This is a genomic window from Catenulispora acidiphila DSM 44928, assembly GCF_000024025.1.
GTDB lineage: Bacteria > Actinomycetota > Actinomycetes > Streptomycetales > Catenulisporaceae > Catenulispora > Catenulispora acidiphila.
The window spans coordinates 9,424,638-9,450,764 of the sequence record NC_013131.1; the positions used below are offsets into that span (position 1 = coordinate 9,424,638).

The 26,127-nt window shown below is 71.6% G+C and carries 22 protein-coding genes and 1 tRNA gene; 15 read left to right on the forward strand and 8 right to left on the reverse strand.

Features of this window, described 5'->3' with window-relative positions; translation table 11 throughout:
* The first annotated feature begins 60 nt into the window (after window positions 1-60).
* Window positions 61-1,554: an MFS transporter gene (locus CACI_RS40160; RefSeq protein WP_143765586.1), complete on the forward strand. Its 1,494-nt coding sequence runs from the start codon at window positions 61-63 to the stop codon at window positions 1,552-1,554.
* Between the two features lie 494 nt (window positions 1,555-2,048).
* Here CACI_RS40160 and CACI_RS40165 read toward each other — a convergent pair whose 3' ends face one another.
* The gene (locus CACI_RS40165; RefSeq protein WP_015796677.1) at window positions 2,049-2,390 is read right to left on the reverse strand and encodes a DUF3263 domain-containing protein; all 342 of its coding nucleotides are present in this window, start codon (window positions 2,388-2,390) and stop codon (window positions 2,049-2,051) included.
* 142 nt (window positions 2,391-2,532) lie between these two features.
* Here CACI_RS40165 and nagA point away from each other — a divergent pair, with 142 nt between their 5' ends.
* From nagA to CACI_RS40195, 6 genes are all read left to right on the forward strand, one after another.
* Window positions 2,533-3,696: an N-acetylglucosamine-6-phosphate deacetylase gene (nagA, locus tag CACI_RS40170; protein WP_015796678.1), complete on the forward strand. Its 1,164-nt coding sequence runs from the start codon at window positions 2,533-2,535 to the stop codon at window positions 3,694-3,696.
* 474 nt (window positions 3,697-4,170) lie between these two features.
* A complete protein-coding gene (locus tag CACI_RS40175; protein ID WP_015796679.1) occupies window positions 4,171-4,365 on the forward strand; it encodes a hypothetical protein in 195 nt (64 codons plus the stop codon).
* 59 nt (window positions 4,366-4,424) lie between these two features.
* Window positions 4,425-6,083, forward strand: coding sequence for an ATP-binding protein (locus CACI_RS40180; RefSeq protein ID WP_015796680.1), 1,659 nt, complete (start codon window positions 4,425-4,427; stop codon window positions 6,081-6,083).
* A gap of 166 nt (window positions 6,084-6,249) precedes the next feature.
* Entirely contained in the window at window positions 6,250-6,891 is a 642-nt protein-coding gene (locus CACI_RS40185; protein ID WP_015796681.1) for a hypothetical protein, read from the forward strand.
* A gap of 220 nt (window positions 6,892-7,111) precedes the next feature.
* Window positions 7,112-7,360 carry a hypothetical protein gene (locus CACI_RS40190; protein WP_015796682.1) on the forward strand — a complete coding sequence of 83 codons (249 nt, stop codon included), beginning with the start codon at window positions 7,112-7,114 and terminating at the stop codon, window positions 7,358-7,360.
* A gap of 83 nt (window positions 7,361-7,443) precedes the next feature.
* Window positions 7,444-7,689, forward strand: coding sequence for a DUF2630 family protein (locus CACI_RS40195; protein WP_015796683.1), 246 nt, complete (start codon window positions 7,444-7,446; stop codon window positions 7,687-7,689).
* Window positions 7,690-7,931: 242 nt separating this feature from the next.
* Here CACI_RS40195 and CACI_RS40200 read toward each other — a convergent pair whose 3' ends face one another.
* The gene (locus tag CACI_RS40200) at window positions 7,932-10,499 is read right to left on the reverse strand and encodes an ABC transporter permease (protein WP_015796684.1); all 2,568 of its coding nucleotides are present in this window, start codon (window positions 10,497-10,499) and stop codon (window positions 7,932-7,934) included.
* 7 nt (window positions 10,500-10,506) lie between these two features.
* Window positions 10,507-11,283, reverse strand: a complete 777-nt coding sequence (locus tag CACI_RS40205; RefSeq protein WP_015796685.1) for an ABC transporter ATP-binding protein — start codon at window positions 11,281-11,283, stop codon at window positions 10,507-10,509.
* Between the two features lie 430 nt (window positions 11,284-11,713).
* On the opposite strand from CACI_RS40205, the gene CACI_RS40210 reads away from it, so the two are divergent.
* Together CACI_RS40210 and CACI_RS40215 are read left to right on the forward strand one after the other, a co-directional pair.
* Window positions 11,714-12,076 (forward strand): hypothetical protein, encoded by a 363-nt coding sequence (locus CACI_RS40210; RefSeq protein ID WP_041540752.1) that lies wholly within the window; start codon window positions 11,714-11,716, stop codon window positions 12,074-12,076.
* A gap of 127 nt (window positions 12,077-12,203) precedes the next feature.
* Window positions 12,204-12,875: a hypothetical protein gene (locus tag CACI_RS40215; protein ID WP_041540753.1), complete on the forward strand. Its 672-nt coding sequence runs from the start codon at window positions 12,204-12,206 to the stop codon at window positions 12,873-12,875.
* A 2-nt stretch (window positions 12,876-12,877) separates the two neighbouring features.
* Here CACI_RS40215 and CACI_RS40220 read toward each other — a convergent pair.
* Window positions 12,878-12,950 (reverse strand) — tRNA-Thr (locus CACI_RS40220).
* A gap of 139 nt (window positions 12,951-13,089) precedes the next feature.
* Between CACI_RS40220 and CACI_RS40225 the strand changes: the two genes are divergently transcribed.
* Entirely contained in the window at window positions 13,090-13,818 is a 729-nt protein-coding gene (locus CACI_RS40225) for a ribonuclease H family protein (protein WP_015796688.1), read from the forward strand.
* 355 nt (window positions 13,819-14,173) lie between these two features.
* Here CACI_RS40225 and CACI_RS40230 read toward each other — a convergent pair whose 3' ends face one another.
* Window positions 14,174-18,571, reverse strand: a complete 4,398-nt coding sequence (locus CACI_RS40230; protein ID WP_041540754.1) for an FtsK/SpoIIIE domain-containing protein — start codon at window positions 18,569-18,571, stop codon at window positions 14,174-14,176.
* Window positions 18,572-18,703: 132 nt separating this feature from the next.
* Between CACI_RS40230 and CACI_RS46770 the strand changes: the two genes are divergently transcribed.
* Window positions 18,704-19,432, forward strand: a complete 729-nt coding sequence (locus CACI_RS46770; protein ID WP_015796690.1) for a prepilin peptidase — start codon at window positions 18,704-18,706, stop codon at window positions 19,430-19,432.
* A 127-nt stretch (window positions 19,433-19,559) separates the two neighbouring features.
* Here CACI_RS46770 and CACI_RS40240 read toward each other — a convergent pair whose 3' ends face one another.
* Together CACI_RS40240 and CACI_RS40245 are read right to left on the reverse strand one after the other, a co-directional pair.
* Window positions 19,560-20,102, reverse strand: coding sequence for a lipoprotein (locus tag CACI_RS40240; RefSeq protein WP_015796691.1), 543 nt, complete (start codon window positions 20,100-20,102; stop codon window positions 19,560-19,562).
* Between the two features lie 322 nt (window positions 20,103-20,424).
* Entirely contained in the window at window positions 20,425-20,682 is a 258-nt protein-coding gene (locus tag CACI_RS40245; protein ID WP_143765587.1) for a hypothetical protein, read from the reverse strand.
* Window positions 20,683-21,015: 333 nt separating this feature from the next.
* Between CACI_RS40245 and CACI_RS40250 the strand changes: the two genes are divergently transcribed.
* The 3 genes from CACI_RS40250 (at window position 21,016) to ispF (ending at window position 22,879) form a co-directional block, all read left to right on the forward strand.
* Window positions 21,016-21,498 (forward strand): CarD family transcriptional regulator, encoded by a 483-nt coding sequence (locus CACI_RS40250; protein ID WP_015796693.1) that lies wholly within the window; start codon window positions 21,016-21,018, stop codon window positions 21,496-21,498.
* 158 nt (window positions 21,499-21,656) lie between these two features.
* On the forward strand, window positions 21,657-22,400 hold the full coding sequence (gene ispD / locus CACI_RS40255; protein WP_049872169.1) for a 2-C-methyl-D-erythritol 4-phosphate cytidylyltransferase: 744 nt from the start codon (window positions 21,657-21,659) through the stop codon (window positions 22,398-22,400).
* Window positions 22,397-22,879 (forward strand): 2-C-methyl-D-erythritol 2,4-cyclodiphosphate synthase, encoded by a 483-nt coding sequence (gene ispF / locus CACI_RS40260; RefSeq protein ID WP_015796695.1) that lies wholly within the window; start codon window positions 22,397-22,399, stop codon window positions 22,877-22,879. Before ispD ends, ispF begins: the two co-directional genes overlap by 4 nt.
* A 188-nt stretch (window positions 22,880-23,067) precedes the next feature.
* On the opposite strand, the gene CACI_RS40265 is transcribed toward ispF, so the two are convergent.
* A complete protein-coding gene (locus CACI_RS40265; RefSeq protein ID WP_015796696.1) occupies window positions 23,068-24,741 on the reverse strand; it encodes a phytoene desaturase family protein in 1,674 nt (557 codons plus the stop codon).
* Window positions 24,742-24,848: 107 nt separating this feature from the next.
* On the opposite strand from CACI_RS40265, the gene CACI_RS40270 reads away from it, so the two are divergent.
* Window positions 24,849-26,126, forward strand: coding sequence for a tetratricopeptide repeat protein (locus tag CACI_RS40270; RefSeq protein WP_015796697.1), 1,278 nt, complete (start codon window positions 24,849-24,851; stop codon window positions 26,124-26,126).
* The last annotated feature ends 1 nt before the right edge of the window (window position 26,127 follow it).

Genomic DNA, 26,127 nt, shown 5'->3' on the forward strand with positions numbered 1-26,127 from the left:
ATGGTGAGAGTGTGAATGGTCGCGCTGACGCAAACGTTCATGAATCAGGGAGGGTTCACGATGACCGCAACAGCGCTCGAGCCGGCGGGGGACACGGCAATGGAGGCGACGCAAACGATGGACGCGATGCCCGAGCACATGGGCCGGCAGACCGACGCGCACGGCGAAGGCAGAACCGGCCCGACGACCGCCCTCGCCACCGCCGGGTCGCCCGCCGCCGAATCCACGGCATCGCTCGCCGCCGGGTCTGCTCAGGCTCCTGACACGGCCGCGTCGCCTGCCGCGGCCGCCGCCCCCGAGCTGCTCCCGCTGCGCCGCAACCGCAACTTCAACCTCCTGTGGGGCGGCGCGGTCTCCGCCCTCCTCGGGCTGAGCACCGCCGACATCGCCTACCCGTTGGTGATCCTGGCGCTGACCGGGTCGCCGTTGAAGGCGGGGCTGTTCGCGACCGTGCAGCTGATCGCGTCCGTGCTGGCGACGTTGCCGGTCGGGCAGCTCATGGACCGCAAGGACCGTCGGCGGATGCTGTTGCTGTCGGAGTCGGTGCGGGTGGTGGCGGCGGGATCGGTGGCTGTCGCCTATTTCGTCGGGGCGCTGACCTTCTGGCATCTGCTGCTCACCGCCGCTGCGCTCGGTGCCATTCAGCCCTTCGCCGGGGCTCGGACGTTGTTGCTGCGGCAGGTTGTGGCGCCGGAGCAGATTTCTGCCGCGCTCACCGCCGAGCAGGTGCGGCAGCAGGGGTGTGAGCTGGCCGGGCCGCCGTTGGGCGGGGCGATGTTCGGGATCTCGCGGGCGCTGCCGTTTCTGTTCGCGACGTTCGCCGGGTTGGTTTCGCTGCTCACCGTGGTGCTGCTCAAGCTGCCGAAGTCTGTGACGGTCGCTGCGGACCAGGGCGACGCCGGCGCTTCCGACAACGACGCCGCCCCCGCCCCCACAGCAGAGCACGGAGGCGCCCTCCTCGGCCTGAAGACGATCATGCGCGACCCGGTGATGCGCGCGACCACGCTGGCGCTGTGCCTGGTGAACACCGCCGGCTACCCGGTCTTCCTGAGCCTGGTGGTGCGGATGCAGCAGCATCACGCCGGGTCCGGCACGACGGGGCTGGTCGTCGCCGCGATGGCGCTCGGCGGGCTGGGCGGGACGGCGTTGGTGAAGCCGTTGCACAAGGTGCTGCGGCCGGGGTGGCTGCTGATCGTGGCGTGCCTGGTCTTCGCGCTGACCAACTTCGGGATGACGTTCTTCGCGGCTCCCCTGGCGGACGCGGTGTTCCTCGCGATCGGCGGCGCTGTCATCCCGTCCGCGGTGGTGATGGTCAACGTGCTGATCCTGCAGGCGGTGCCGGACGAGCAGCGCGGGCGCACGGCCGCCGCGCTGGAGATGTTCCTGCTGATCGGCATGCCGGCCGGAATGCTGGTGGCCAGCGCGACGCTCCAGTGGTTCTCGCCTACCGCGACGCTGCTGGGCCTGTCGCTGCTGATGTCGGTCGCGGTGCTGTACGCGGTGTCCCAGAAGGCGCTGCGGGCCGCGCGGTGGCCGGAGGCCCGGCAGGCCTGAGCCGCCCTTGGACCGGGGAGTGTCGGATGGCGCTGTGTGGAGCGCCGGGTCCGGCACTCCCCTTATGCGCTGCCGACTTCTTGGCCGCGGACTTCATATCAACCGCTGACTTCTTATATGTCGTGTGCGCCCTGCGGGCCGCCTCATGTACCGCATGGAGGCTGTGCGGAGCATGCTTCGTCACATGATGTGTGCGCACGCGATGCACCGGCTGCTCCGGCACCGACCCGCCGGCCCGCGCGCCCGCCGGATCGGCGTCCCGCAGCACGGCCGCCGCCGGTGCCGCCGGACGCGGCTTGGGCGTCGTGCCTCCGAACAGTCCCAGCCCGGCCAGCAGTCCGGTCCCGCACACCGCGACAACCGCGGCGAGCAGCGCCGGGCGGCTCATCGGCCGTCCCTCGCTCACCACACCCAGGCGGTCCCGGTACACCAGGCGGTCGGGCCGCGCCGCTCCGGCGTCCCAGGCATCCCAGGCGTCCGCGGCGGACTCCCGGTCAAGCGGCTCGGTCCTGGTCATGCCCCTCATTAGACACAGGCGGGGGCTCCCCGTCGGGGTCCGAGCCGATGTCGGCGACCCGTTTCACCCGTCCGGACCTGGCGCGTTGGCGCGCGGCGCGCAGCCGTCGCAGGCGTTTGACCACCTCCGGCTCCAACGCCAGGGCGGCCTCGTCGTCGAGCAGCGCGTTGAGCAGCTGGTAGTAGCGGGTCGCAGAGATCTGGAACCGCTCCCGGATCGCCTGCTCCTTGCTGCCGGCGTTGCGCCACCACTGTTTCTCGAAGGCCAGGATCGCGCGGTCCCGGTCTGTCAATCCGCCCCCGGGCTCGCTGGTGTTCATGCAGGACAGAGTACGGCCGCGGACCCACACAGCGCTTCACCGGGCCCATGGCGTACCGTGGGTCCGTCGATTACAGGTCTATACCAATCACCGGCTGGACGCACCCGGCTCTGCCCGCTCCCCTCATCCCGACAGGTTTGCGATGACACTGCTGACGAACGCCCGGATCGTCCTCCCCGACGGCGTGCGCGCCGACGGCTGGCTCCGCCTGGACGGCCACCGCATCGCCGAGGTGGGCCCGCGGGGCTCGGTGCCCGAACCGTCCGGCACGGACCCGCACGAGGCGTCCATAGACCTGGCCGGACGCTATCTGCTGCCCGGCTTCGTCGACATGCACACCCACGGCGGCGGGGGCGCCGCCTTCAGCTCCGGGGACGTGGATCAGGCGGTGCGCGCCGCGGCCTTCCACCGCGGGCACGGCACCACCACGATCATGGCCTCGACGGTCTCCACCGACCTGGACGACCTGCAGCACTACCTGTCCGACCTGGCCGGCCTGGTCGAGGACGGGCTGCTGGCCGGGCTGCACATGGAGGGCCCGTTCATCTCCAAGTCCCGCTGCGGCGCCCACGACCCGGCGCTGCTGCGCGTGCCCGACCCGGCGCTGCTGCGGCCGCTGCTGGCCGCCGGGCGCGGCACGGTGAAGATGGTGACGCTGGCGCCGGAGCTGGACTTCGGCATCGAGGCCACCGCGCTGCTGGCCAACTCCGGCGTGATCGCCGCGGTCGGGCACACCGACGGCGGCTACGGCATCACCAACGACGCCTTCTCCCACGGCGCCCGGGTCGCCACCCACCTGTTCAACGCGATGCCCGGCGTCCACCACCGCGAGCCCGGCCCGGTGGTCGCCGCGATCGAGGACGAGAACGTGATCGTCGAGCTGGTCAACGACGGCATCCACGTGCACCCCGCGGTGATCGGCATGGTCTACAACGCCGTCGGCGCGCACCGCGTCGCGCTGATCACCGACGCCATGGCCGCGGCCGGCCAGCCCGACGGCATGTACCGGCTCGGCGCGCTGGACGTGGAGGTCACCGAGGGCGTGGCCCGGCTGGCCGGCGGCGGCTCGATCGCCGGCAGCACCCTGACGATGGACGTCGCGGTCCGGCGCGCCGTGCGCGAGCTCGGCCTGACGATCCAAGAGGCCTCGGTGTCCGCCTCGCTGACCCCCGCGCGCGCCCTGAGCCTGGACCACGAGGTCGGCTCGATCGAGGCCGGCAAGTTCGCCGATCTGGTGGTGCTCGACGACGAGCTGGAAGTACGAGGCGTGATGAAGCGCGGCGAGTGGGCCGTCGCCCCGAAATGACGGCTCGCGTCAGGGCCCGCATTTTCGAGTAAGTCATTCAATACACGCGATATCTCAGGCCGGCCGCCAATTCCGACCGGTATCCATCGGCTGGAACGACTCAAGCCTTTGAGCCGGTCTTGGCAACCAGGCGTCTTCCCCCGCGCTCTTCCCGCCCGGATCAGGCCTCGTCCACCCCGGGGTTCCCACCGGTCCCACGCGTTCGTACTCGCGTTCCGTCCGCGCCCTGCAAGCTGCGCCGCTCGGGTGAATCTTCACCGCTCCGGACCGCATTCCAGCTATAAAAGCCGAACCCGCTGGGCGAGAATCCAACTGTGAGCTTCATCTGAATCTGGTTTTCATCTCCCTTCGGGAACGAATGGCCCCGCCGACCCGGGCGACGGCCACTCTCCATAGCCGACCGCATCACTAGGTAGAGATTCACGCACGGCGACCAGAAAACGCCGGGCACTCGCAGGCGAAGGAGTCGCTGTCATGGTCTTCTCGGTATCCGGTGTGCTGCTGCTGGGCATCATCACCTTCATCCTGTTCCGCAAGGACGGACTCAAGGTCTCGCACATGATCGTGTGCGCACTGCTCGGCTTCTATCTCGCGTCCACCTCGATCGCCCCGAACATCAAGCAGAGCGGCGCCTCCATCGCCAGCTTCATCAGCAACCTGCACTTCTAGGCAGGGGCACGGCGAGAGCTGATCCGGCGTCGAACAGCTAGTTAAGGGGTCGAACACCTATGGCGGGATCGGTGGGGTCGGAGAACCCCATCCAGCGCCTGGCCCGCGGCTTCCGTGACCATCCGATCACGGAGGCCGTCGGCCGTTACTCGAATACCACCCGGCACGCCTCCAAGCGCGCCAAGGCGCGGGTGCTGGACATCGGGCACCCCCTGGTGGTGCTCACCCGCGGGACCCGGCAGATGGCCGCGGACGCCAAGACGTACTGGACCGAGGCCGGCGGGCACGAGAAGCACAAGGAGTGGCGGGACCTCGTCGTCTTCGTCTTCGCCGTGTGCGCGGTGGCCGTGGGCTTCCAGCCGTACGGCGTCCTGCTGTTGCTCGCGATCTGGGCGGCCGGCGCCACCTACCTGGGCCGGGACCGGCCCGACCCGGGCAAGGACCCGGAGAGCGAGGCGCACGTCGCCCGGCTGCAGTCGGCGTACAACGGCCTGGTCCCCTACCTGATGGACGCCCACGACCCGGACGAGCGCTTCAAGCCCGGCGGCGGGTACCGCTCGGGGTTCACCGAGTGGGAGTTCGACGACGGCGACCGGCTGGTCTCGCTCAAGATCCAGTACTCCCCCTTCTTCAAGGACGGCGAATCCGACTCCCGGGCCAAGGTCGAGCGGGCCCTGGAGGGCAAGATCGGCCAGTCCAACGAGTACCTCTACGACTGGGACGAGGAGGGCAACAAGCTCGCCGTCCGGATCCTGCCGCCGCTGCCGATCGGCATCCCGGCGCAGCCGTGGAAGGTCGCCGAGATCGAGTACGTGCTCGGTTTCACCGACCCGACCTCGACCGCGCGCCTGATCCCGGTGCAGCTGTCCGCCGAGCCCGGCGGCGAGGTGCCGGTGGTGGAGCTCGCGCCGGTGGTCTGGCGGCACGGCCGGTTCGCCGCCGAGCCGCACCTGCTGGTCGCCGGGGTGCTGGGCAGCGGCAAGTCGAACCTGCTGCGCTCGCTGGCTGCCCAGGCGCTGGGCCACGGCCACCTGGTGACCGCGATCGACGCCGAGCACACCGGGCACTTCGACGAGTTCTCCGGTCGGGACGGCGTGCTGCGCGTGGAGTCCCAGCCGGCCGCGGCGATGGACCTGCTGGACTGGGTCTGCGCGGAGTCCACGCGCCGCGCCGAGCGGCTGCGCGATCTCGGGGACACCGAGGACACGCTGATGACCGAGCTGGCCAAGCCGCTGTGGCTGTTCGTCGACGAGCTGGCCTCGCTCGGCGAGGCGGCCGGGCGCGCCGGGCTCGCCGACCCGCAGGACCTGCTGGCCGACCTGATGCGGGCGGGCCGGACGACCGGCGTGACCGTGGTGGTCTCCAGCCGGGCCGAACGGGTCTCCGAGCTGCGCGCCACGGTGCGCAACCAGGCGCACGCCCGGGTCGGGCTCGGGCAGCTGCCGCCGGGGGCGTCCACCGCGCTGTTCGGCGGGACGCTGGAGATCGGCGGTCCGGCGGTGCTGCCCCCCGGGCGCGGGTTCGCCCGGGTCGGCGGCGGTCCGGTGGTGCGGGTGCAGGTCCCGGTCGCGGCGGACGTCACGGCAGCGCTGCCGGTGCTGGTCGGCGCGGTCGTGTCCGCCGGGGACGGGGAGACCGGCGAGGCCGACAGTTTCGGCGGGACGGATGGGACCGGCGGGACCGGCGGCGCCGGCGGCGTCGGGCAGGACCTCTACTGACGGGTACTCGAGGGATTCCTGAGGCGGGCGGCGCTGGTGCGCCGCCCGCTTCGCGTCGCGGCGGCGTGGGGTGAGAAGTTCCCGATCGCCCGGGTGAGGATGCTCACGGGAGTAATTGTTTGAATTCGAACTGGAAACGCCCCCGCGCTCGGTAGGGTTGGGCGCCATGAGTATCCCCAAGCGTGCCGCGCTCGGCCTCGCGGCGGCGGCGACGGCGCTGATCATGACCGCCTGCTCGTCGAACGGCTCGAGCGGCTCGGCGAACGGGTCGCCGGCCGCGCCGTCCACGACGGCCGCGACGGCTGCTACGTCCACGGGCGGGGCGCCCTCGAGCGCCGGCGGCTGGGCGCGGAACCCGGACCAGACCTCGACCGCGCTGAAGGCCGGCCTGCCGATGCTCGGCAGCGAGATGCTGCAGGTCCACTACCACGCGCACCTCGACGTGATCGTCGACGGGCAGCCGGTCACCGTGCCGCAGTACGTCGGCATCGACGAGAACGCCCAGACGATCACCGCGCTGCACACCCACGACACCAGCGGCGTGGTGCACATCGAGTCCGGCAAGGACGTGCCGTTCAAGCTCGGGCAGTTCTTCACCGAGTGGGGACAGCCGATGTCCGCCACCCAGGTCGGCCCGGTCGCCCTCGGCACCGACAAGGCGCTGCACGTCATCGTCAACGGCAAGGAAGTGGCCGGCGACCCGGCGCAGTACGTGCTCAAGGCGCACGACGAGATCGTGGTCTGGGTCGGCGCGAAGGACCAGACGCCGCAGGTCCCCGCCTCGTACAACTTCCCGGCCGGGCTGTAGCAGAACCCGGAGCCGGGCGACACCGCGAACGTGCGACATCTCAGACCTCTGCGGTGCCGCCCGGGTCAGGCCCTGGTCAGACAGGGTTCTGATCCGGTGTGACATTCAGCACTCGGCACAACGGGATAACGGAACACCGAACCTCTGTGCCGGGTGGTGCGCCATGCGCTACCTTCTAAGGGTGGCGATGTCTCAGGCGAGCGGTTCTACGGCGGGTCCGATGACTCCGCCGCGGCGCGTCGGCGTGCCGCCGCTGAACCTGGGCAACCAGGCTGTGGCCGACCGTCTGGACCGCCATTTCGCGGCGATGGTCGACGCGCCGCCGGCGGCGCATGACGACAACAACGCCCAGGAAGCCTTGCAGACCATGATCGCGGTGCTGCCCCGGACCGGCGGCGCACGGCGTTCGGAGCGGGCGCTGTGGCTGCGCGCGCCGTTCCGCCGGCTCAAGCGGCTGATCGGGCTGTAGCAGCCCGGTTGTAGAGCCGTCGGCGAAGCATCACCCCTTGGCGCGGAACTGCGCCGCGCCGCGCGGCGGCATACGGTTGTCCCATGGCTGACACCACCAACGACGCCGGGATCGGCGCACGCATCAAAGAGCTGGTCGCGGAAGAACACCGGCTGCGGTCGCACCCGAACCCCACGCCCGAGGACCTCACCTCGCTGAAGACCACCGAGAACGAGCTGGACCAGTGCTGGGACCTGCTGCGGCAGCGGCGGGCCAAGCAGGAGACCGGCGGGAACCCGGGAGAGGCGAAGGCCCGCGCGGTCGGCGAGGTCGAGGGATACCTGCAGTAGGGCTCGGCCTTCGGCGGCACTGACTCGGTAGCAGTGACGGGGCAGTGACGGGGCAGTGACGGGGCAGTGACGGGGCAGTGACAAGGGGCGGTCCGGCGCGATGTGCGCCGGACCGCCCCTTGCGATCCCCCGATCCCCGGTTCCCCCGTTCCCCGATCCCCGATCCCCGATCCCCGTTCCCCGTTCCCCCGATCCCCCGTTCCCCATCCCCCGCTGTCCCCTCCAGCCGGGCGGCTCCCCTCTCAGGCCTCCGTGATCGCGGTCGCGACCGTCTGCCGTGCCGCCCGGCGCGCCGGGACCACCGCGGCCAGGACCCCGGCCAGGGCGCCCGCCACGACGTAGATCAGCAGCTGCGTGTACGGGATCGCCAGGCTGGCCGAGCCGGTCGCCTTGGCGACCAGGTGCACCAGGGCCCAGCCGAAGCCGCCGCCCATCACGATCCCCAGCGAGACCCCCAGGACCGCCATCAGCATCGCCTCGACCATCAGCATCCGGCGCAGCTGCTGCTTGGTGAGTCCGAGCGCCCGCAGCAGCGCGCTCTCGCGGGTGCGTTCCAGCACCGACAGCGACAGGGTGTTGGCGATGCCGATCAGCGCGATCAGGATCGCCAGCCCCAGCATCGCGGTGAACAGCGCGAGGATCTGGTCCAGGCTGCTGTTCAGCTGGTTCTTGTAGTCCGCGACGCTGTTCACGGTCAACAGCGGGTCGTCGCCGACCGCGGCCTCGATCGCGGCCCGCGAGGCCGTCAGCGAGGCTCCGGAGCGGGCCAGCATGGCGACCGTGTCCGGGCCCTTCGACGGCAGCAGCCGCTGGAAGTCCGGGACCGAGACCGCCACCTCCGGCATGCCGATCCCGCTGTCCTCGTAGCTGGCGACGACCTTCAGCGTCACGGTGCGGCCGTCCGCCGCGGTCGCCGTGACCGTCTGGCCGACGGCCGTGTGCAGGGACTTGAGCTGGCTGTCCAGCAGCGCCACGGCGCCCGGGACCACGTCGCTGATCGAGCCCTGCTTCATGATCGGGTTGATCAGCGTGTGGTAGCCCGCCGCGTCCATCGCGCCGGCCTGCTCGGACTGGCCGTTCAGGGTGAGCTTGCCGTCGTACTCCGCCGCGACCGCGCCGAGCTCCGGCAGAGCCTTGAGTTCGGCGACCGTGCCCGCCGGGATCGCCCGGTCCGGGGCGGCGACCACCTGGTAGTCGAAGGGGAAGTGCTGCCTGATGGAGTCCGTGGCCGAGGCTTTGATGGAGGCGGTGACCACGGTGAACATCGTCACCAGCGTGATGCCGATGGTGAGCGCGGCGGTGGTCGCGGCGACCCGGCGCGGATTGCGTCCGGCGTTGGCGGTCGCCAGCCGGGCCGTCGGGCCGAAGACCTTGCCGGGCAGCCAGCCCAGGACCCTGATCACCGGCGAGGCGATCACCGGCCCGAGGGCCAGGACGCCGACGAAGGTCACCATGGCGCCGACGGTCAGGACCATGAATCCGCTGCCGCGGTCCTGGTTCTGCATCCCGAGGTAGCCCACGGCGATCCCGGCGGCGGCGAGCAGCAGCCCGATGCCGACGCGGACGCGGCCCGCCTTGCGGGTCACCCGGGTCTCGCCGAGCTGCGCGGACAGCGCCTGCACCGGGGCGACGCGGGTGGCGGCGCGCGCCGGCAGGATCGCCGACCCCACGGTCAGCACCAGGCCCAGACCGACCGAGTACAGCGCCGCGCTCGCCTTGATCACCAGGTGGTCGGTCGGCATGTTCAGCCCGGCGGCGTTGAGCAGCGCGCCCAGGCCCTGAGACAGCCCGATCCCGGTGAAGAAGCCCGCGACGGACGCCAGCGTCCCGAAGACGAACGCTTCGATGAGCGTGCTGCCGAACACCTGGCGCCGCGTCGCCCCGACGCAGCGCAGCAGCGCCAGTTCGCGGGCCCGCTGCGCCACCAGGATCTGGAAGGTGTTCTGGATGACCAGCGCCGAGACCAGCGCGGCGATGATGGCGAAGACCAGCAGGAAGGTGCCGAAGCCGCCGATGTAGCCGATCGCCTTGTTGGACAGCTCGGTGGTCATCTGCGCGCCGGTGTAGAACGTGTCGCCGCTGCCGTCGAGAGCCGGCAGGTCCTTGAGGTCGGTGACGAGCTTGTCCTGGCTCACCCCGGCCTTGGCGCGCACCGCGATCTGGTCGTAGCCGGCGCTGCCGGTGACCCGCAGCGCGGTCACGGTGTCGAAGCCGACGACCGTCTGGCCGGCGTAGGTCTTGTCGGTGCTGGTGTCGAAGACGCCGACCAGACGGAAGGTCTCGCGCCGGTCGCCATGGTCGACGACCGTCACCTGGTCGCCGAGGGCGAAGTGCCGGTCCTCGGCGGTGGACTTGTCCATCGCGACCTCGCCGGCGGCGTGCGGGGCGCGGCCGGAGGCGAAGTCGAAGTAGCCGAGCTTGGCGTCGGTGGGGAAGGAGACCCCGACGCCGGTGGCGCCGTTCTCCTTGACGAGCTTGCCGGTCTTGTCCAGGATCGGCGCCGGACCGAGGACGCGGCCCTCGGCCGAGGCGACGTCCGGCAGGTTCCGGACGGCGTCCAGAGCGGCGGGGTTCACCGTCTTCTTGTCCTGCTGGTTCTCGATGCTCGACACCTGCAGCCCGCCTGCCGGGGTGACGGCGGCGTCCACGTTCTTGGCCTGCCGGGCGAAGCTGTCGTAGAAGGACTGCTTGATGGAGTCGGTGAAGATCAGCGTGCCGGCGACGAAGCCGACGCCGAGCAGCACGGTGATCGAGGACAGGAGCATGCGGGCTTTGTGGGCCCGCAGGTTCGCCAGCGCTGTCTTGAACATCTGTGTCTCACTCCCCGGCCGCGACGCGGTCCGGACGGATCATGCGCAGCTGCGCGGTCACCGAGTCCGGAGTCGGAGACAGGACGTCGCCGCGCATGACGCCGTCGGCGAGGAACACCGCGCGGTCTGCAGCGCAAGCGGCGGTCGTGTCGTGGGTGACCATCACCACGGTCTGGCCCAACTCGCGCACGCTCATCCGCAGGAACGCCAGCACCTCGGCGCCCGAGCGGGAGTCCAGGTTGCCGGTCGGCTCGTCGGCGAAGACCACCTCCGGGCGGCTCATCAGCGCCCGGGCGCACGCCACGCGCTGCTGCTGCCCGCCGGAGAGCTCGCCGGGGCGGTGCTTGAGCCGCGCGCCGAGGTCCAGGACCCCGATCACCTGGTCCCACCACTGCTTCGGCGGCTTGAGGCCGGCCAGGTCCAGCGGCAGCAGGATGTTCTGCTCGGCGGTCAGCGTGGGCAGCAGGTTGAACGACTGGAAGATGAAGCCGATCCGGCGGCGGCGCAGCAGGGTCAGGGCCTTGTCGTTCAGCTTGGTCAGCTCCACCCCGCCGATCTGCACCGAGCCGGCGGTGGCGGTGTCCAGGCCGGCCAGGCAGTGCATCAGCGTGGACTTGCCGGACCCGGACGGGCCCATGATCGCGGTGAACTCCCCCTGGCCGAAGCCGACGGTGACGCCGTCGAGCGCGCGGACGGCGGTCGCGCCGGAGCCGTAGGTCTTGACGAGGTCGCGGGCGAGGACCGCGTAGCCGCTGGGGGCGGGCTCTCGGGTGGTGGCGGACATGGAAACCCCTCCGGAAAACGTGGTGTGGGTGCTGCTGGCTGTGAGGCCGGGTGTCGGCGGCCCGTGCGGATCGGGCCCAAGAAAAAGGTAAGAACCCAGGGGGGTCCGGGTCGTCGCCCGGCGGGCTTGTCCGGGGGTAGTCGCCTGGCGGTGGTCCGAGAGGTCGGCGTACGACTCGAGGCTGGGGGGTGGCTGCGACTGAAGTCGTGCCGCGTGCCCGGGGCGGTCACTTGACCTGCGCAGACGGCATCCAGTCCGAGAGCTGCCGCGAAGAGGGGGGAAGGACCGCCGCGCGCCACTCGTCCGAGTGATCTCTTCGGCGAAACCGCTGATCACCTCGCCCGCCCGGGCTTACGCTCGGGGGCGCTGCCCACTGGCGGGAGGGACCATGCGACGGTGTCAGCATTCCTGCGGCTGCGAGGGGAACGCGGTGGGACGCGACCCCGACAGCGGTCTGCTGTTGTGCGCGGCGTGTCTGGGCCGCACGATCCTCGGCACCGACTGCTCGCGGGCAAGGAAGTACTTCGGGCACCGGCCGGTGCACTTCGTGAACGCGGCATGGACCGAACCGGCGCCGCTGCGCGATGGAGACCGGTCGCTGGTACCCGAGGGGTTCGAGGTCTTCCTCACCGTACGGACCGAGCCGGGCGCGACAGCATGGGACTTCCTCCCGCTGGCCAGGCTCGGAGCCGGTTCGGCGACCAATCCGCAGCGCCCACCGAAGGATCCGCCCTCCGGCCCGCTGCCCCCGCCGCCCGCGCGGCCGGTGCAGCCCAACCCGCCGCGGCGCTGAGGCGGGGGTGTCGGCGTTGGCGCGGGCATCAGCGTTGGCATTGGCGCGGGCATCAGCGTTCCGACACCTGTTCGACCGCCTGCGGGAAGGCTAGCCTTACGAGGAATCAAGGCTCTCATTCGCAGGGGTGGACGTGACGAGCGGCGCGGACGGCGTGGAGTCCGGCGACGGCCGGCACCGATGGCGGTTCTCCGAGCACGCCAAATCGGTGGCCGCGATCCTGACCGGGCTCGCGGCCCTGCTCATCGCCGTCGCCGGAATGATCACGCTGCTCTGCTCCGACCCGGAAGGCGATCCCGCGTCAGCGGTGACCACGACTGCAACCGCGACCAGACCGCAGCGCCCACCAGCAGCCGGCGGAAGCGGCATCTCATCGCCGGCACCCCGACCGTCCCCGACACAAGTGCGCACCCCGACCCCCGCCCCGCTCCCCCAGTGGCAAGGCGACGTCCAGGTCAACCCACTCGGATACTCACTGGCCACCATCCCCCCAAGCCCCGACCAGTCCGGCGACCCCGACATCAGCGCCGCCTTCGACGGAACCTTCTTCGCCAACCTCGGCGCCGCCCGCTGGACCGAAGCGTCAGCCCCGAGCCCACAAGCGTGCGCAACCCTGATCGGAGCGCAGAACGTACGGCACATGACGGCGGTACCAGGCGACACCTACTGCATACGCGTCGCCCACACCGCGGCGAACCCGGGAAACCAGTACGCGGCAGTCCTCATCGTGAGACAGGGACGCGACGCCACGGACTTCCCCTACGTCCGGATCCACGCCACGGTATGGCCGGACCAGTAGTGAGCCGCTGAGGGGACTCGAACCCCTAACCGCCTGTTTACAAGACAGGTGCGCTGCCAATTGCGCCACAGCGGCTGGACCGGATGATCGGCGAAGCGATCTGATCCGCCGCCATGGTACCCAACCGGGCGGGTGTTGCCCCAGTCTGTTTCATGATGGCGGTCGCGGCGAGGTCGGGGCGGGGGGATGGCGTCCTGTCTGCCACCATTGACGGATGCCCAGTAGCCAGAAGCGTCTCATCGCCGCCTGTGACGGCGCCACCAAAGGTAATCCCGGTCCGTCGGCGTGGGCCTGGGTTCTGGCTGACGCGGATGGGAAGGTTCTGCGCTGGCGTTCGGGTCCGTTGGGGCATGCGACCAACAACATCGCTGAGCTGACCGCGCTGCGGGAGCTGCTGGTGGAGGTTGGTCCGGGCGCGCAGGTCGAAGCTCGGCTGGATTCGCAGTACACGATCAACGCTGTGACCAAGTGGCTTCCCTCGTGGAAGAAGAACGGGTGGCTGACCGCGAGCAAGAAGCCGGTGGCCAATGCCGACCTGATCCGCGAGATCGATGCCCTGCTGGCCACCCGCGACGTCGCTTTCGTCCATGTCGCGGCGCACCAGGTCAACGGCGATCCCTACAACGACCTCGCCGACCGCGCCGCGAGTGCCAGCGCGATCAGTCAGCAGGCGCTGGAGGGCACGGACGCCGCGCAGGTTCCGGGGACGCCGGACCGGCCCGCCGGGAGCGGACGCTCCGGTGGTGGCCGTTCCGGTGGTAGCAGCGCTGCGGGCAGCTCCGGTGGCGGCAGCAAGAGCAACGGCACCGACACCAAGCCGAAGAAAGCCTTCACCATCCAGGCGAAGTTCGCGGGCACCTGCTCCTGCGGCAAGGGTTACGACGCCGGCGAGAAGATCACGAAGCTCGACTCCGGGAAATGGGGGCATCCGGCCTGCGCGTGACCAGGTAGCGGGGCAGCGGGGCAGCGGGGCAGCGGGGCAGCGGGGCAGCGGGGCAGCGGGGCAGCGGGGCAGCGGGGCAGCGGGGCAGCGGGGCAGCGGGGCAAAAAATAGCTGCCGCGCCCCCGACCGCCTACCCAGGGCGCGCAATCTACATACAGCTGCGGGCTCCCGACCGCCCAGCCGAGGCGCGCGCGATCCACTAGCTCGCCCCGCGCGACGGCATCCGATCTTCCGATCAACCGCCCCGCATCCTTCCCCAACGCCGACGGCGGCCGAGGAAACCCCCGACCGCCGTCGCCGAACCGCAGATCTACCGACCTACCGACCTACCGATCCACAAACCACCCACCCCGCGCTACTCCGCAGGAACCTGCACCGTCCGGATCTCGCCGTCGCCGAGGTGCAGCAGCGCGCGGCCGGCCTGGATCTGGCCGCCGACCTGGCTGCGGCTGATGCGGACGCCGATCAGGTCGCCGTCCATCGGGGACTGGGGGGACAGCAGGGCGCCGCGGCGGGCTCGGCGGGCGTCGACGTGCCAGCCGCTGAAGCCGCTGTTCAGGTCTTCGGCGCCGCCGGCCAGGACCAGGGCCTGGCCGCGGTCGCCGCCCATGTTGATGATGTCGCGGAAGACCTGGCTGGCGGGGGCGTCCTTGAGCATCTCGGCGTCGTCGAGGAGGACCGCCACCGGGTGGCCGCCGGCGGCGTCGAGGGCGGCGCGCAGGTCGGCCTCGGCCAGGTCGGCGTTCTCGAAGACGGCCAGGACGCCGCGTTCGCCGGCCATCTTGCGCAGCGGCGAGTTGCGCGGGGCGACCAGGATGACCTGCGAGCCCTGGACCACCAGGGTGCGGGCCATCATCATCAGCATCGTGGAGCGGCCGGACTTCGGCGGGCCGGCGATGACGAACGAGGGCACGCCGTCGCCGAGGTCCGGTCCGGCGCCGATCAGCTCGTCGCCGCCGACGCCGGCCATCGCCCACAGCGGACGGCCCTGCGAGGCCTCGTCGCGCAGCTCCCAGGCCTCGGCCAGCGAGATGCGGGCCGGCAGCACGTCGACCCGGAAGGGCCGGCGGGCCCGCGGGATCTGCGCGTCGCGGGCCTTGGCCTGCTCGGCGATCGCCGCCAGCGCCGCGGCCTGCGCCTGGCCGGCGCCGTCCGCGGTCAGCATCGCGACCTGGGTCTCCAGGCCGGACTCGGCGCGGAAGGCGCGCCCGGTCGGCATCTCGTCGGGGATCTTGCGCGGGTGCAGCCCGATGAGTCCGAAGTCGGACTTGTCGGGGAGCCGGAAGGAGAGCTTGTCCTCGGTCAGGGAGGCGATGCGGCCGCTGAGCACCAGGCGGTCGCCGGTCATGATGACGTGCACGCCGGCGCCCTGGCCCTCGCGCATGATCTTCATGATCTGGTCGGTCAGCGCGCCGCCGTCGATCTCCCCGAGCGAGCCCAGGAACCCGTCCCAGCGGTCCAGGAACACCACGATGTGCGGCATCTTCTGGTCCGGCGGCACCGACATGCGCTGCTCGACGATCCCGGCGAAGCCCTGCGCCGACAGCTTCTCCTGCCGGTCGGCGATCTCCTGGTTCAGCCGGTTGATCAGCCGGATGGCCCGCTCGGACTGCTGCCGCTGCACCACCGCGCCGCAGTGCGGCAGCGCCGTCAGCGGCAGCAGCGCGCCGGAGCCGCAGTCGATGCCGTAGATGTGCACGTCGGCCGCGGTCTGGGTGAGCGCGATCGCCCCGGCCATCGTGCGCAGCACCTGCGAGCGCCCCGAACGCGGCGCGCCGGCGATGAGCATGTGGCCCAGCGAGGCGAAGTCCAGCACCGCCGCGCGCCGCGCCTGCAGCGAGGGCAGGTCGTCGATGCCCCACGGGATCGGCGCCAGGTCGTGCCCGCCGTGCCGGCGCACCGGCGGCACGTCCGAGAGCAGCACCGTGTCCTGCAGCGCCGGCAGCCACGGCGAGTGCTGCGGCGGGATCTGCATCGCCGCGTTCGCCTCGCGGATCGCGTCGACCAGCACCTTCAGGTCGGTGATCTCCGCGTCCGTCTCGACCTTCGGGCCCTCGGGCTTCTTCGGCGGCGCGGCGGCCAGGCCCGGCCAGTCCAGCCGGGTGCTCCACACCGAGGACTGCGACACCACGTTGGCGCCGGGGCGCCGCCCGCCGACGCGTCCGGCCTGGAACGGCACCAGGGAGTTGGCGCCGAGCCGGACGTAGGCGCGGCCGGGCGTGGACTTGGAGATGAACCCGGCCGACGGGTCGTCGATGACGTCCGTCGACTCGTTGCCGTCGGTCACGCGCAGCGCGATCCGCAGGTTGGTGTTCGCCCGGATCTCCGGCGAGACCACGCCCGAGGGGCGCTGCGTGGCCAGCAGCAGGTGGATGCCCAGCGAGCGGCCCCGCTGGGCGACGTTCACCAGACCGGTGACGAAGTCCGGCAGCTCGCGCACCATCGAGGCGAACTCGTCGATCACGATCAGCAGCCGGGGCATCGGCGCCAGGTGCGTGTTCTTCTTCCGGATGTCTCCGAAGTCTTCGATGTCCTTGGCGCCGGCCTCGGCCAGGATGTGCTCCCGCCGCTTCAGCTCGGCGCCCAGCGACTCCAGGGCGCGCTCGACCAGGTGGTTGTCCAGGTCGGTGACCATACCCACGGTGTGCGGCAGCTGGACACAGTCCTTGAACGCCGAACCGCCCTTGTAGTCCACGAGCACGAAGGTCATCGCGGTCGGCTTGTTCGCCACCGCCAGCGAGGCCACGATCGTCTGCAGCAGCTCTGACTTGCCGGCACCGGTGGTACCGGCGATCAGACCGTGCGGACCATCGCGGCGGATGTCGATCCCGAACGGTCCGTCGAAGGACTCGCCCAGCATCGCCATCGTGGTCTCGCCGCCCATGGTCCAGCGCGCCGCGATGGCCTGGCTCGTCGGCGGCTCCAGCCCCAGCACGTCCAGCAGACGCGAGGAGTTGGGGATGCCGCTGGCCTCCTCGTTGCCGGAGACGTCGCGCACCGCGGCCAGCCCGCGCACCAGGCGCTGGCACCACACCGGCGACACCGCGTCCGGCCGGATGCCGCGCTGCATGTCCTTGCCGACCTGCTGCACGCGCAGGCCCTCGGGCTCGACGACCACGATCGCCTGGCACTCGCCGGGCAGGAAGCGGTCCTCGCCGTCCAGGCAGATGGACCGGATGCCGACCGCCGGGCCCTGCTGCAGGATCTGGATCATGCCGGGCATCGAGCGCAGGCGGCGCGAGCCGTCCAGGATCACCACGATGTCCGGGTCCTTGAAGGCGACCTGCTCGGTCGGGCTGCTGGCCCGGGCCATCTGCTCCTTCATGCGGAAGCTCAGCTGCTGGCCGAGCTCGGCGATGCGCTGCGCCACGGTCTCGGCGTCGGTGCCGATCAGGGCGCTGGCGTTCTGCCCGGAGCCCGGCCGCAGGTGCGGCAGCCACCGCATCCATTCCCAGTCCTGCTGGGCGTGGGAGTCGGTGAGCAGCACGAACTGCACGTCGTCCGGGCTGGACAGGGCAGCGGTCTGCGCCACCAGCCAGCGCGCCAGGGCCCGCGGGGTGCCGGCCGGACCGGCCACGCCGATCACGCCGCGCTCCTTCAGCGGGATGGTCACCGGCGCCTCCGGGACGGTCCAGGCGACGTTGCGCCGGTGCTCGTCCTGCTCCGGGTCCTCCAGCACGACCTCGGAGTCCTGGTCCAGGGTCCCCACCCGTAGCAGCAGGTGGTCGGTGTCGCGGCGGCGCCGCTCCCAGAGCCGCTGGCGCGGGCCGATGCCGATGTCCAGCAGCGTCGCCGGGTCCGGGCTCTCCTGGCGCCGGGCGTTGCGCTCCAGCGTCAGGGCCTCGCGGGCTTCGCTCTCGATCCGGGCCTTCTTGGCCTCGTAGTCGGCGACCTGCTGGGCGAAGGTCTTCTTGCCGGTCTTGCGGTCCTGGAAGAAGTTGCCCAGCATCATCATCGGCGACATGCCCGCCATCAGCAGGTACGTCATCCGGTTCATGACCACGGCCATGACCACCGCGGCCATCATCGGCATGATCATCATCACGATCGGGAACGGCCGCTTGTGCTCGTCCTTGACCGGCGTCGGCAGCCGGAACCGGGTCTTGCGCTCCGGCGGCAGGATCCGCGGCGGCCGGTTGTAGTCCAGGAACGCGCCGTCCTCCGACGGGGTCAGCGCGGCGTCCGGCGGCGTGAAGTATCCGACCTCGAGGATGGTCGTGCCGATCACGACCTGTTCCCCCGGCTTCCACTCGGCCTCCCCGGCCAGCGGCTGCTTCTCCAGCGTCGCGGCCACGCCCTCGTACGGGGCCACGCGGATCACACCTCTGACGTCCAGGCTGACGCGCAGCGCGAAGTCGGGTATGCCGGGATCGTCGATCTTCACACGGTTGCGCCGGGACCGGCCGATGTCGGCGTAACCGGGGTTTATTCGGTGCACGCCGCCGGCGTCGGGTCCGCCGGCGACCCGGACCTCGACTGTGCCGTAGGGCTCCGCGGGCAGACAGCCCGAGGGATTGTGGAGGGAAACCACTGAGCCCTCACGCAAAGGTGAGGACGCCAAAGAGTGGCGTTGGTCCACGAGATTGCCGTCCACGAACAGGAGGGGTGGTGACCCCGGGTTCTGACCCTGCGCCCCCAGCATTCGACCCAACTGGTCCGCGACCTGTGGGATCGATGACTCCCCGTCCGCGTCCAGCAGTGCGTCCATCCAGGAGCCCTGGACAGGATCCACCACCGTCAACGTCATACGCATGACTCGGAAGTCTACGGCCAGCCGCCTCAGGGGATAAGGTCCGCCCTGACAAGCGCGAATCGGCGACCGGGACCCCTGGTTGGGCCCGGCGCGGACACGGCCGGGGCGATGACCGGCCGACGAGGAGGCCGCATGGACGTGGGCGTGGCGATCGCCCTGGTCGCAGCGTTGTGCGGACCGGCGCTGGCGCGCGGGGCGTATCAGATGTCGGTCGACGCCGGCACACCCGCGCGCTACCGCTGCGGACACTGCGGTCAGCGCCTCCCCGGCGGCGGGCTCCGGTTCGCGCTGTGGGCAGGACACTGCGATCAGTGCCGGGAACGGCTGGGTCCCCGCGTCTGGCTCGTCGCCGCCGTCGCCGCGGTCGGCGGCTTCGCGGTCGGACACCGGCTGGGGAGCGACGCCGCGACGCCGGCGTTCCTGGCGTTCGTGCTGGGCTGCGTCCTGCTGGCCTTCATCGACCTGGCGGTGCGCCGGCTGCCGGACCAGCTGACCGCGCCGCTGGCGGTGCTCGGACTGGTGGGCTTGAGTACCGCGGCTTATCTGGGCCGCGACATGGGCCTGCTCTACAGAGGGCTGACAGCGGCGGCGCTGGCCGGCGGCCTCTTCCTCGCGCTGGCCTGGATCCGGCCGGACGGCGAGGGGATGGGACTCGGCGACGCCAAGCTGGCCGCCGTGCTCGGGCTGTTCCTGGGCTACCTCGGCTGGAGCGATCTGGTGCTCGGCATGTTCGCCGGGACGTTCTCGGCGGCGGTGTTCGCGCTCGTCATGCTGCGGACCGGCCGGATGGACCGGAAGTCCGCGCTGACCTACGGGCCGTTCCTGATCCTCGGGGCGGTCCTCGCGGTGCTCGTGGGCTGAGTCACCCGCGTCAGCCGCGTCACCCGCGTGGCCGCCGCGGCCGGACAGGCCGAAGGCCGCCCACCGAGGGTGAGCGGCCTGTCATCACACGAACGCCGCCAGCGCCGCGGCTGCGGCACGGTGTGCCTCAGCTCGTGGTGGACGGCTGGAACTGCTGGTAGATCCCGGTGTTCGCCTCGGTCGAGGCGGCCACGGAGATCGAGCCGCCGCCGGCGAAGCTCAGCGCCACCGGCGTGTTGTGGCCCGGGACCGAGCCGGAGTTGGCGAGCACCATCTTCGGGCCGTTCGGCGCGGCCAGGTTCAGCGCCGAGTGCGCGCCGAGGTCCAGGCTGCCGCCGGTGACGGGCACGGACTTGCCGTTCACGGTCACGCCGGACAGCGTGGCCGGCTGGTCGCCGTTGTTGACCACGGTCCCGGTCACCTGGGCGGTGCCGGTGGCCGGGTCCACGACCACGACCATGTCCAGGGCCTGGACGGTCCCGTTCGACCCGGCGGCGAAGTTCGGCCGGATCTGCAGAGTCGCGGCGCCGTCGCCGGCGGCGCAGCCGGTCGCGACCGCTGCGGTGCCGGCGGCTGCGGCGATGATGAGGGCGAACCGCGGAGAGAACAGCGCCGCGGAGCGGCTCCTCAACGGGTGGCGGTGGGAGACGGGCGGGGGAGTGCTCTTCACGGCGGAACACGGCTCCTAGACGGTCCAACTGGCTCACGGGCCGCCGCCGGTGTCGATCGCGGTGCTGCCGGGCGTCGTCACCGATTCGTGCGACTTCCCGACCACCCGATGAAACGGCGGCTCGGGGCCCAGTCTAAAAGGGCCTCAGATCAGCTCTGGGCCCGGGGCCCGATCCACCGGCGTGATGTTCGCTACGCGCCCCGGCCGCGGGCACGCCGCAGACGGTCTCGGCACTGCCGTGTCAGCACCGTGCCGCGGGCGCGCCGGAGCGGCCCGCCGCACGTGAGCGGCGGCGGTGCCGGGCACCGCCGCCGAGGTCACATCACCAGAAGACGAGGAAACCCAGCGCGCGCCCGACGCGCCGGCCGAGCCCGGACAGCGCCCGGAGCGGCCACGTCAGCACGGACCAGGCCTTCGCACGGGCCTTGGCCCGTGCTACCTCCCGCCGGTAGGCCCGCACCTCGGCGTCGAGGGCGGAGATGTCGTCGGGGACGATCACGACCTGGAAGCCGCCGTCGCCGCCCGGATCGCCGAAGGAGCCGTACGAAGGATCACCGTTGTCGCGGCCTGGACTGTTCACCAGTGTCTGCACCCACCCCACGCGTCGTCGTCGGGAGCCGTAGCGTCATTGTGCGCTTTGCAGAGCGTTGTGCCCAGACAGGAGGGGCTTGTAATCCCGCTGGGATTCCCCGATTTTCCGGCAGTCCCGCGCTCGGTATCGCTCGGGATCGATCAAGATCGACCGTCGGGCCGCCACGGCGGCGAAAGCCGCCGGCCGAAGGCGATTCACCTGCACGAGCACGGAACAGGGGGGTTTGTCAAGCCCCCACGGGTGCGCTGACCTGCGCAAACGGTCTTCAGAACGAGCGTACGGCGTGGTATCCTGGAGAGCCACGGAAGGGGCACTTATCACATGACGTTCAAAGTTGGCGAGACCGTGGTCTATCCCCATCACGGGGCCGCGCTCATCGAGGATATCGAGATCCGCGTGATCAAGGGCGAGCCGAAGGAATACCTCGTGCTCAAGGTGGCACAGGGTGATCTGACCGTACGCGTGCCCTCAGAGAAGGCGGAGTACGTCGGCGTGCGCGACGTCGTCGACCAAGGCGGCCTGGAGCGGGTCTTCGACGTGCTGCGCGCGCCGCACACCGAAGAGCCGACCAACTGGTCGCGCCGCTACAAGGCGAACATCGAGAAGATCCAGTCCGGCGACGTCATCAAGGTGGCCGAGGTGGTGCGCGACCTGTGGCGCCGCGACCGCGACCGCGGGCTGTCGGCCGGCGAGAAGCGGATGCTGGCCAAGGCCCGGCAGATCCTGGTCAGCGAGCTGGCGCTGGCGGAGGCCACGAACGAGGACAAGGCCGACGCCATCCTCGACGAGGTCCTCGCCTCCTAGAAGTCCGCGTTCGCAACGTCCTTGTCCGCCGATTGTTGACGGACACCGCGTTGTGATCAGGCTTCGTCTCTTTTCAGTGTGAGCACGCCATCCGGCCCCCGCGGCAGCAGCCGCCGGGGTCGGCGGCTTGTTGTACGCTAATGTCCGGCGTCGTGAGCATGAGTACTGATCCCGCCCCCGAGACCGGCTCCGGAACGCCGGCCGGCGCCGCCGCGCCCGGCCGCGTCGCCGTGATCGTCCCGGCCGCCGGCAAGGGCGAGCGGCTGGGCCCGGGCGCCCCGAAGGCGCTGCGCGAGCTCGGCGGCCTGCCGCTGCTGGTGCACGCGGTCCGCACCCTGGTCGCCGCCCGCTCGGTGGACCTGGTCGTGGTCGCCGCCCCGCCGGACCCCCAAGGCGTCGCCGAGGTGCAGCGGCTGCTGGCCGATCTGCCCGGCGACACCCGCGTGGTGGCCGGGGGGACGAGCCGGCAGGAGTCGGTCGCGCTGGCGCTGGCGGCGCTGCCGGCGGACTGCGACGTGGTGCTGGTCCACGACGCCGCCCGCGCGCTGACCCCGGTCGAGGTGATCGGCGCGGTCGTCGCCGCGGTGCGCGGCGGAGCCGGGGCGGTGATCCCGGTGCTGCCGGTCACCGACACCGTCAAGGCCGTGGACGGCGACCTGGTGACCGCGACCGTGGACCGCTCGACGCTGCGCGCCGTGCAAACCCCGCAGGGTTTCACCCGGGACATCCTCGCCAAGGCGCACGCGGCCGCCGACCCGGCCGCGCCGGCCACGGACGACGCCGGACTGGTCGAAGCACTCGGACTCCCGGTGCGCACCGTCCCCGGACACGCCGAGGCCTTCAAGATCACCACGCCCTTCGACCTCGTCCTGGCCGAGGCCGTCCTCAGGAGGCGCCGATGACCGCGCTGCTGCCGCTGGTCGGCATCGGTGTCGACGTGCACGCCTTCGCCGACGGCCGCGAGCTCTGGATCGGCGGGCTGCACTGGCCCGGCGAGGTCGGGCTGGCCGGGCACTCCGACGCCGACGTGGTCGCGCACGCCGCGTGCAACGCGCTGTTCTCCGCCGCCGGGCTCGGCGACCTCGGGGCGCAGTTCGGCACCAGCGATCCGGAATGGGCCGGCGCCTCCGGGCTGAAGCTGCTCGGCGAGGCGGCGCGGCGGGTGCGCGAGGCCGGGTTCGAGATCGGCAACGTCTCGGTGCAGCTGGTCGGGGTGCGCCCGCGCGTCGGCGGGCGGCGGGCCGAGGCCGAGCAGGTCCTGAGCGAGGCGGCCGGGGCTCCGGTGCGGCTGGCCGCGGCGACGACCGACGGGCTCGGATTCACCGGCAGGGGCGAAGGGCTCGCCGGGATCGCGACGGCGATCGTGTTCCCCCGGACCTGATGGTGCGACGAATGCTCGGGCCCGTGCCGGAGGGAAGCGCCCCGCCGAATCCCGCTGATCGCTCGCGCTGCGCCGTCCGCCGGTCACGGTCGGGCGACAAAACGATGATCATCCCACGATCGTGGGTCTTAATTCGCGGACGCGGCACGAGGCTGAAACCCCGTGTGCTAGGAATGGAAACGTGAACCTCATATCCCGCTGCTGCGCCTACGACCCGCGTCGGCGACGCGGTCGAGAACTGCACGTGCAGCGTTGTGGCCGGGGATTCCGGACACACCGCCTCCGCGGCGCGCGCCAGCGCCGCAGATGAGGACGTTGTCGATCCCGGTCTCCACGCCCCACTTGCCCACCTGGTCCGCGCGCTCGGCGTAGGGCCAGGACAGGTCCCGGTGGAAGATGTGGCCGCCGGGCATCGCCAGCTCCTCCTGCAGGTCCTCCGTGGTCTTGGCCTCCAGGCACGGCTCGCCGTGCGCGTCGCGCAGCAGGCAGTCCGCCAGCGGCTCCTCCAGATACGCGTCCAGGCCCGCCACCGCCGCGCGCACCATCTCCTCCTTCGTCGCGCCGCCCGGCAGGGTGTGCAGCGAGAACAGCGTCAGGGTCTGCACGTCGGGCCGCTTGAGCAGGTCCTTGCCCAGGATCGAGCGGTCCGTGAGCGTGTGGCAGTAGACCTCGGAGGGCAGCGGGTCCGGCAGCCGGCCGGCGTGGGAGTCCTTGTAGGCCTGGCTCAGGTGCGCCGCGCCCTCGTCGATGTGGAACGTCCCGGCGAAGGCCACGTGCGGGTCCGCCCCGGACTTCAGAGGCGGCAGATGGTCCAGCAGCATGTTGATCTTCAGCTGGGTGCCCTGCGGCTGCGGAGCGCCCGCGCCGCCGCGCCCGAGCAGCCGGGTCAGGACCGCCGGCGCCACCCCGGCCAGCACGTATCCGGCCTGGACGACCTGCTCGGCGCCCTCGCGGTCGCGGTAGGTGACCTCCGCGCGGCCGCCGCCGGCGTCCGGCTCGATGTGCGTGACCTCAACCCCGGTGAGGATCCGTGCCCCGGCGTCCACCGCCGACCGGTGCAGCGCCTCGGTGACGCTGCCCATGCCGCCGATCGGGACCCGCCACTCCCCGCTGCCGTTGCCCATGACGTGGTAGAGGAAGCACCGGTTCTGCTTCAGGCTGGCGTCGCCGGCCCAGCTGTCGGTCCCGATCAGGGCGTCGGTGAGCACCACGCCGCGGACCGTGTCGTCGCCGAAGAAACGCTCCACGGCCGCGCCGATCGGCTGCTCGAACACCCACTCCCAGGCCTGTCCGGCGCCCTCCTCGCGGGCCAGCGCCTCCAGCTGCCCGCGGCCCAGCAGCGGGTTCAACAGCGTCGGGGACAGCGCCCGGGCCAGCTTGCCCAGCTGCTCATAGAACCGGGTCCAGGCGCGGTACTCAGCCTCGCCCCCGGTGAGCTTGCGGAAGCTGTCCTGGGTCGCGGCGCCGGGGCGGCGCTCGACCAGCAGGCCGGTGTCGGCGCCGGAGCGGCGGACCGGCGTGTAGGAGGAGACCGGGCGGCTGCGCAGCTCGACGACCAGTTCCAGGTTCCGCACGATCGTGTAAGGGAGCAGCGACACCAGGTAGGAGTACCGCGACAGCCGGGCGTCGACGCCGGCGAAGGGCGAGGCGCTGACCGCGGCGCCCCCGACGGCGTCCAGCCGTTCCAGCAGGGTGACACGCATCCCGGCCCGCGCCAAAAAGGCCGCGGCCACCAGGGCGTTGTGGCCGCCGCCGACCACGACGACGTCGTGGCGCGAGGCGCCTGGGCGGGGCGTGCGCTCGGCTCGTTCAGGCAGTGCCACTGTCACCTCGGGCGTCCTTCCCTGTCTGGTCCCGATCATCGCACGTCCGACCCGCCACCCCGGTCCGCCTCTGGCCTCGCGGCGCGCCGGTGGGGTATACCAGGCGACTGACGACGGGCGGCGCGCCCGGACGAGGGGGTTGGCGGATGTCCGGCGAATCGGGCGAGCAAGAGGTCTGGTATCCGGCGGCGACGACGGACATGGCCATCAAGGCCGAGGTCCGGGCAGCCGTCAGCGCGGCCGGGGAGGTGGTCGGCGCCGGCGCCGAGGACGACCCGGCCGGGGCGGCCGATCTCGAGGAAACCATGGTCGTGAAGTACGTTCCCCTTCCGGCTCCGGCGGAACCCGCCGCGCCGGCGGCGGTCGCGGCACCGGCCGCGGCGCTCACGGCGGAGCAGGTCGGACGGCACATCGCCCGCGCCGAGGCGCTGGCCGAACTCGGCCGCCGCCAGCAAGCCCTGGACGTCCTCAACGAGCTGATCGTGGCCGGCAGCCAGGACGTGCGTGTCTGGCGCGCACTGGCCGCGGTGTACCTGGAGACCGGCGACGGCGAGAAGGCGCTGCGCGCCGCGGACTGGGTCGTGACCTTCGCCCCCGGCGACGAGTGGGGCTACCGCCTGCGCGCCTCGGCACTGCGGCTGCTGGACCGGCTCGACGAGGCGGTCGCGGCGGCGGAGCAGGCGGTCCGGCTGGGACCGCGGGTCTGGCAGAGCCGTGCGAGCCTGGCGGCGGCGCTGGAGGCCAGCGGCGATCTGTCGCGGGCGGCGGAGCAGGCGCGGCGGGCCAGCGAGATGGCCGCCGAGCTCGATCCCGAGTCGGCGTCGGAGGCGCGGGAGTTCGAGGAGGCGGTCGCCAAGGCCTTCGAGGAGTCCGGGGAATCCGGGAAGTCCGAAGAAGCCGGGGAATCCAAGGAGCCCAGAGAGACTCCCGAGTCGGTCGGCCTCGTCGCCGACCTCGAGGCGGTGCTGGCCTCCCGCCCCGGCCCGGACGACGACAGCCTGGCGCACGTCGGCAATCTGGTCCTGCGCTCGATGGAGTTCAGCGCGGCGGCCGGCTGGCTGGTCGCCTTCGGCGGCGTCGCCATCCCCGGCTTCGACACCAGGTTCCTGATCCCGCTGGCCGTGGTGCTGGTGCTGGGCGGCTGCCTGATCGGCCCGGCGCGCAAAGCCGGACGCGATCTGTGGCGGTACCTGGTCGAGTACCTGTGGCAGGACACGAAGACCCGGGTGGCGCTGCTGATGACGATCGCCGCGCACGTCTTCATGATCACCGGAAGCTCGCTCGGCCACGTCCAGGGCGGCTCGACGCTGACCGTCGGGCTGATCAGCCACCTGGTCGGACGGCTGACGCTGCACCGCAAGGCGCCGGAACTGAATCCGGTGCGGCGCGGCGGTACCCAGAAGACGGTCCGGGCAGCGGAGTAGG